Source organism: Streptococcus sp. 1343, assembly GCF_013277355.1.
GTDB classification, from domain to species: Bacteria; Bacillota; Bacilli; order Lactobacillales; family Streptococcaceae; genus Streptococcus; species Streptococcus pseudopneumoniae.
On the sequence record NZ_VMMT01000017.1, the window covers coordinates 38,288 to 44,849 of the forward strand.

8 protein-coding genes are annotated in these 6,562 nt (G+C 40.1%); all 8 read right to left on the minus strand.

Going from position 1 to position 6,562, the window contains the following annotated elements:
- Positions 1–29: 29 nt before the first annotated feature.
- A complete protein-coding gene (phoU, locus tag HT709_RS02330; RefSeq protein WP_001245789.1) occupies positions 30–680 on the minus strand; it encodes a phosphate signaling complex protein PhoU in 651 nt (216 codons plus the stop codon).
- 14 nt (positions 681–694) lie between these two features.
- Positions 695–1,447 (minus strand): phosphate ABC transporter ATP-binding protein PstB, encoded by a 753-nt coding sequence (gene pstB, locus HT709_RS02335; RefSeq protein WP_000536446.1) that lies wholly within the window; start codon positions 1,445–1,447, stop codon positions 695–697.
- 1 nt (position 1,448) lies between these two features.
- Entirely contained in the window at positions 1,449–2,264 is an 816-nt protein-coding gene (gene pstA, locus HT709_RS02340) for a phosphate ABC transporter permease PstA (protein WP_000049768.1), read from the minus strand.
- Entirely contained in the window at positions 2,257–3,120 is an 864-nt protein-coding gene (gene pstC / locus HT709_RS02345; RefSeq protein ID WP_172925477.1) for a phosphate ABC transporter permease subunit PstC, read from the minus strand. The genes pstA and pstC overlap by 8 nt, the downstream gene beginning before the upstream one ends.
- Positions 3,121–3,237: 117 nt before the next feature.
- Positions 3,238–4,113, minus strand: a complete 876-nt coding sequence (locus tag HT709_RS02350; RefSeq protein WP_172925478.1) for a substrate-binding domain-containing protein — start codon at positions 4,111–4,113, stop codon at positions 3,238–3,240.
- 166 nt (positions 4,114–4,279) lie between these two features.
- Positions 4,280–5,611, minus strand: coding sequence for an ATP-binding protein (locus HT709_RS02355; RefSeq protein ID WP_023939913.1), 1,332 nt, complete (start codon positions 5,609–5,611; stop codon positions 4,280–4,282).
- Positions 5,612–6,319: a response regulator transcription factor gene (locus HT709_RS02360; RefSeq protein WP_000166478.1), complete on the minus strand. Its 708-nt coding sequence runs from the start codon at positions 6,317–6,319 to the stop codon at positions 5,612–5,614.
- 83 nt (positions 6,320–6,402) lie between these two features.
- Positions 6,403–6,562, minus strand: a 160-nt coding sequence (locus tag HT709_RS02365) for a cupin domain-containing protein (RefSeq protein WP_119946614.1), incomplete at its 5' end; no start/stop codon positions are given.

Sequence of the window (6,562 nt, forward strand, 5' to 3'; positions counted from 1 at the left end):
GTACTCTTCTCTTTTAAGGATTAGTTGAATTAATTCAAATCCACTAGTTCTCCTGTTTCTAGGTAGACTAGGCGTTCACAAATGTTAGCAATGTAATCAGCGAAGCGTTCCAGATGCCCTATGATATAAAGGTATTGTGTTCCATTGGGAATTGAGGTTTCTTGGTCTTTCATAAGTCCAATGATTTCCTTTGATAAGGCATAATAATATTGGTCAATCTGTTCATCTTTTTGAGCAATACTAATAGCTTTTGAGGCTTGGTGCAAAGGAAAGGCAACCAATAAATCGGATAGCATGCTGAGGGATAATTTACCCATTTGGTGTAACTGTTCTTCGTCAGGGGCTAGTTGATTTTCTTTTAGTTGCAAAACAGCTTTAGCAATGCCTGCCATATGGTCTCCCATACGTTCAAGGTCTGAACAAGAAGACATGATGCTAATCACAAATCGAAGGTCAGACACTTGTGGCTGCTGCAAGGCCAACAAACGGGCACAGGTCAATTCGATAGCGCTTTGACCTTGGTTGATAGCATGATCCTTATTGATAATTAGCTCTGCCATCTCCTTGTCTTTGGAGGCTAAGGCCAGTAAGGTTTTTGAAGCTGTTTCAAGGACAAGTTGTCCTAGTCCTAAAAAGGATTGTTCTAATTCATGCAATTCTAAATCAAATTGATTTCTCATAGGTTTTTCCTTCCTTATCCGAACCGTCCTGAAATATAGTCTTCTGTGCGCTGATCTTTTGGATTGGTAAACACGTCAACGGTATCTCCAAATTCGCAAATTTCTCCTGTTAAGAAAAAAGCAGTTTTATCTGAAATACGTGAAGCTTGTTGCATGTTATGGGTAACAATGATAATCGTATAATCCTTTTTTAGTTGCTGAATGAGGTCTTCAATTTTTAAAGTGGAGATAGGGTCTAAGGCTGAAGTCGGCTCATCCATTAACAGAATATCAGGTTCTACTGCTAAAGCTCGCGCAATGCAAAGGCGTTGCTGCTGACCGCCTGATAAGGACATGGCACTCTTTTTAAGATTATCTTTGACTTCGTCCCAAATGGCTGCCCCTTTTAAAGATTTTTCCACTAAGGCATCTAATTGTTTTTTGTCTCGAATACCATGTGTCCTTGGGCCATAAGCCACGTTATCATAGATAGACATGGCAAAGGGATTAGGCTGTTGAAAAACCATCCCTACACGCTTACGTAGCTGATTAAGGTTGAATTTGCTACTATAAATATCTTGCTCATCTAAGAGGACTTGGCCTTCAATATGGCAAGAAGGAACCAAATCGTTCATCCGATTAAGGGTTTTTAGAAAAGTTGATTTACCACAACCAGATGGGCCTATCAAGGCAGTAATCTGTCTTTCTGGTAATTGAATCGAAATATTTTTTAAGGCTTGAAAGTCCCCGTAAAATAAGTCTAGGTGTCTGACTGAAAATGTTCCCATACTAGGAAGCTCCTTTCACAAGTTTTCGAGATAATAAGCTTGATAGAGTATTTATCATTAAAACAGTAATAATCAAAATCACACCGGTAGCATAGGCTTCATTGACATGTAGCCCCTCACTTGACAGCATATACATATGCAGGGCTAGAGAACGACCTGAAGACATGAGACTACTTGGCGTATTGGTAGAGGTACCTAATGTATACATGAGGGCAGCTGTCTCACCAACGATACGGCCAATAGCTAGTATCACTCCAGCTAAAATACCTGGCATGGCAACTGGTAGAACAATTCTAAAAACAGTCCGTAACTTACCTGCCCCAAGTCCATAACTTGCTTGACGCATGCTATCACTAACAGATAAAAGGGCTTCTTCTGTTGAGCGAATAATGACTGGCAACACCATGATGACTGAGGTTAAGATTCCTGATAACAGAGAGTATTGAAAACCTAAGAAGACTACAAAGAAGAGCATGCCAAACAGACCAAAAACAATGGAAGGAATCCCAGACAAGGTATCTGAGGCCAATCGCATGATTTTAACACAAAGGGAATCTTTTTTTGTATATTCCACAAGATAAAAACCAGCAAAAATCCCTATGGGCAAGGCTAAAAGAAGAGCACCAAAGACCAGAATAACGGTGGAAATAATCGCTGGCATAAGGGAAATGTTCTCAGAAGTATAAGTCCAAGAAAAGAGGGATAGACTTAGATGAGGTAAGCCTTTGATGAGGATAAAACCAATGATTAAAAAGAGAGAGCCAAAGGTTAAAGCTGAAAAACAATAAACGAGAAGTTTTAGCAGGTATTTACTCATAAGATGATTTTCCTTTCAAGTAGGCAAAGTAGGCATTAATCAAGAGAATAAGGAAAAAGAGAACTGCTGAGGTTGCAATAAGGGCTTCCCTATGCTGACCTGATGCGTAAGCCATTTCCAGAACAATATTGGTTGTTAAGGTTCTGGTTCCTGAAAAGAGTCCACTTGGAATAATCGGCTGGTTGCCTGCCACCAAAATAACTGCCATGGTTTCGCCTACTGCGCGACCGATTCCTAAAATAACTGCTGATAAAATACCAGATCTCGCAGCTGGCAAGATGACACTAAAAATACTCCGTTCATGACTAGCTCCTAGAGCCAAGCTACCAGAATAATACGTTTTGGGAATTGTTCGGATAGCAGATTCTGACAAACTGATAATGGTTGGCAAAATCATTATTCCTAATAGTAACGAAGCGGTTAGGACACTCATGCCATTTCCTAAAAAGCTTCTAATCCAAGGCACCAATAATTGTAGTCCGAAAAAACCATAAACAATAGATGGAATGGCCGCCATCAAGTTGATAGCTGATTTTAAGAAGCCATAGACGGGCTTTGGACAATAATAAACCATAAACACCGATGTCAAGATGCCTGTTGGCACCCCAATCACAATCGCTCCTAAGGTAATTAATAAGGAACCAACGATCATTGGTAAAATACCATAGCTTGCCGGAATGTTCGTTGGCGACCAATCACTGCCTAATAAAAAACGGGCAAAGCCGTAGTTAGCCATGAAAGGTAAGCCATTACTAAAAATAAAGAAACAGATTAGCAAAATAGCTACAACAGCTACTGTTGCACTCATGAAAAAAATTGCCCTAAAAACTGCTTCTTTGAAGGCTTGTTTTGTCACATCTTGTCCTTTCTAGTGAAGAAAGTAAGGGAGATACGACACCTCCCTACTTGCCTTCTTTATCTTATTGTACGATGAAACGTCTGCATCTCTTTAGAGATTTATGGAGCAAACATTTTATTTAATCTTGTCCCAGGTGGTTAATTTGCCACTAAAAACGTCTGCAAGTTCAGCCATACTGACTTGGCTTGCCTTATTGTCATTATTGACCACAACAGCAATACCGTCTAAAGCAATAGCATCATGGCTGAGACTCTTACCTTCTTCAGGAGTTAATTCCCTAGAAACCATACCAATATCAGCGGTTTTCTCCTTAACAGCGGTAATACCTGCTGAAGACCCATTAGAGGTAATATCAATCGTAACTTCTGGATTTTCTTTTTTATAAGCTTCTGCTAATTTTTCCATTAAAGAAGATACTGAAGTGGAACCTACAACAGACAACTTGCCTGATAAGTGTTGGCTTGTATATTCTGTGGTTTCGGTTTTAGCTTCAATAAATTTATTATCTGTGACCACTTGTTGACCTTGTTTGGAGTGGATAAAGCTGATAAAATCTTGACCTAGCTTGGAAAGATTAGAAGACCAAACAATGTTGAAGGGACGTTGAAGAGGGTATTTACCATCTAAAACTGTGTCTCGACTAGCCTTGATACCATCAATCTCTAAAGCCTTGACAGATTTCGTTAAAGATCCCAAGGAGATGTAGCCGATAGCATTAGCATTCCCTTGAACTGCTGAGAGAACACCTTCTGTGCTATTTTGAATCACAGCTGTTTTGGCAGTGTTGTCAATTTTTTTATCACCGTCTTTTTTGAGAATCCCTGTGATTTCTGTGAAGGCACCCCGTGTTCCAGAGCCATTTTCTCGTGAAATCACCTCAATCGTTTCTGAAGCTGACTGTTTGGAAGCAGATGACTGATTGCCACAGGCAACAAGCCCAAATCCTGATAAGCCAATGGCTGCAAGAGTAAGCATTTTTTTGAATCTCATAAGAATCACCTTTATTTCTATGTGTTTTTCTTGTGTAGGATTACTACACTTATAGTCTAACAAGTCTTTGTAAAGGTTTATCCCTGATTCATGTAAAGATTGTGTAAAGAATCAAAAAAAGCCACTTTTGAAAAGTGGCTGCTCCTAAAAATAGCTTTAAAAATTATTAGTCCTGTGCGAAAGATTGGTTAGGAAGAAAAATCGTGAAGCAACTGCCTCTGCCAAGCTGACTCGTCACCGTGACTTGGCCACCTAATAATTGACTAAGTTCTTTGACAATAGCAAGGCCAAGACCAGTGCCACCAGTTTGTCTGCTTCGACCTTTATTAACTCGGTAAAAACGTTCAAAAATACGATCCTGCTCTAATTGACTAATACCAATCCCTGTATCTGACACAGAAATCTTAATGCCTTCGTTCACCTTTTGGGTCTTGACCTCAATTTTTCCCCCTTGTTCAGTGTAACGGATGGCATTGGTTAAAAGATTGAGTAAGATTTGGGAAAGTAATTGACTATCTGATACGAGGGTGACATCATCTGGCACCTGCACCTTTAGCTGTAAATCCTTCTTCTTGAGCTGAGGTTGCAAGCTTTGAGTCAAATCCTGTACAAATTCTGCCAAAGAAAGGGTCGTCCATTGTACAGGCATTTGTTGAGCCTTAGATAAGGTAAGAAGATGCTCAACAATATGCTCAAGACGCAAGCTTTCTTTGTAAATAATGTCTAGAAAGTCATCCTTGAGCGCTTCTTCTTCAACTGACATCCCCTTAATGGTTTCAGCAAAGCCCTTAATCGAAGTAACTGGTGTCCTCAATTCATGGGAGGCATTTGAGACAAAGGCTAAATTTAACTTTTCATAAGTTCTAATCGTTGTTAAATCATATAACAAGACGAGCACAGCTTCCACAGATTGGGTGGGGCTAAAAACGGGAACTGCTGTCACTTCTAAAATCAGGTCACCCTCATGAAACCCACTTACTTCTTGTTTTAACCTTGTTTTTTGATCGAAGGCTTGGTGAACTAAATTCCGAATATCCATCCGTTTGAGGTCATCAAGTGAACTTATGTCGCCGTCCACATCGGGAAAATAATGAGGCAGAGAGCGACTGGATAATAACATCTGACCTTGAGCGGAAACTAAAAACGTCCCCATGGTTAGGTGCGACAGAAGAACCTCCATTGTTTCGGCTAGGTCCTTGTATTGCTGATCCTGTTGGGAGACTTTGGTTTTTAGGCCAGACACATACTGAGCCAAAGACTTTAAGTCTTCTTGCCCTTTTTCTAAAAAGTATTCACTACTGGTCAAGAGAGGTTGGTGCAAGGTCTCAAAAGCAACTTCCCATTTCCAAAGGCAAAAGAGCCAGTAGCTACCTAGTCCCAAAGAAAGGGCTAGAAGAAAGAGACCGATGCCTTTACTGATCCAAGTTAATGCCATCCCTGCAATCAGAATGAGGCTAACACTTAGATTGACTAGCCAAAATTGAAGGTAGCGTTTCATCTATAACTCCTTGAACTTATAACCATAACCCCGAATGGTTCGAATAAATTGAGGGGCTTTAGGATTGTCTTCAATTTTTTCCCTCAACTTACCAATATGAACGTCCACCAAACGTGTTTCCTGCCCAAAGTCATACCCCCAGATACGTTCCAAAAGACGCTCTCTAGTCAGTGTCATGTTGGGATGTTTCATAAGATAGAGCAAGAGTTCAAATTCTTTTGGGGTCAAACTCAGTAACTTATTCGCCTTGTAGACTTCATGACGCTCAGGGTATACTTTCAAGGTCCCAAATAGCCAAGAATCGTCAGCGATATTATCTGAATCATCTCCTTCTTGTTCTCCTTTAGTTCGCCTGAGGACAGCCTTGACACGCGCCAGCAATTCTCTAGGGCTAAAAGGCTTGGTCAGGTAGTCATCAGCCCCTAATTCCAAGGCCAAAACCTTATCAAATTCATCACTTTTCGCAGAAACCATCATAATTGGAGTTTTGACGCCTTTGGCTCTCAGCCGCTTACAAACTTCTATGCCATCTAATTGTGGTAACATGATATCAAGCAAGATAAAATCAAAGGGTTCTGTTTCTGCCAAAGCTAAGGCCTTCCGTCCATTTGTTACCAATTGAGTAGAAAAGCCTTCCTTACTTAAATGGTAGTCAAGCAATCTCAGAATGTGTTCTTCATCATCCACTAATAAGACTTGTTTTGTCATCTATTATCTCCTATTGGTAACATTATAACACAATTATCAGAAATCCGAACATTGCTAAATCAGATTAAATTTGCTTATCAAGACTAGGATCTGGTCAAACGCTCAATCATCTCCTTGTGCTCTAGATAGGTCGCCAGTAGATCTACCCTTTCAAATAATTCAAAATCCTCAAATTCAAAACCAGGAGCAACAAGACAAGAAACCAGAGCATAATCCTTATCAACTTCAAGAACTCCTCTCAGT

Bases quoted from the DNA above. Each gene is read 5' to 3' on its own strand.
- HT709_RS02355 (WP_023939913.1), bottom strand. From the start codon at position 5,611: ATGAAACGCTACCTTCAATTTTGGCTAGTCAATCTAAGTGTTAGCCTC.
- HT709_RS02360 (WP_000166478.1), bottom strand. From the start codon at position 6,319: ATGACAAAACAAGTCTTATTAGTGGATGATGAAGAACACATTCTGAGA.
- phoU (WP_001245789.1), bottom strand. From the start codon at position 680: ATGAGAAATCAATTTGATTTAGAATTGCATGAATTAGAACAATCCTTT.
- pstA (WP_000049768.1), bottom strand. From the start codon at position 2,264: ATGAGTAAATACCTGCTAAAACTTCTCGTTTATTGTTTTTCAGCTTTA.
- HT709_RS02350 (WP_172925478.1), bottom strand. From the start codon at position 4,113: ATGAGATTCAAAAAAATGCTTACTCTTGCAGCCATTGGCTTATCAGGA.
- pstB (WP_000536446.1), bottom strand. From the start codon at position 1,447: ATGGGAACATTTTCAGTCAGACACCTAGACTTATTTTACGGGGACTTT.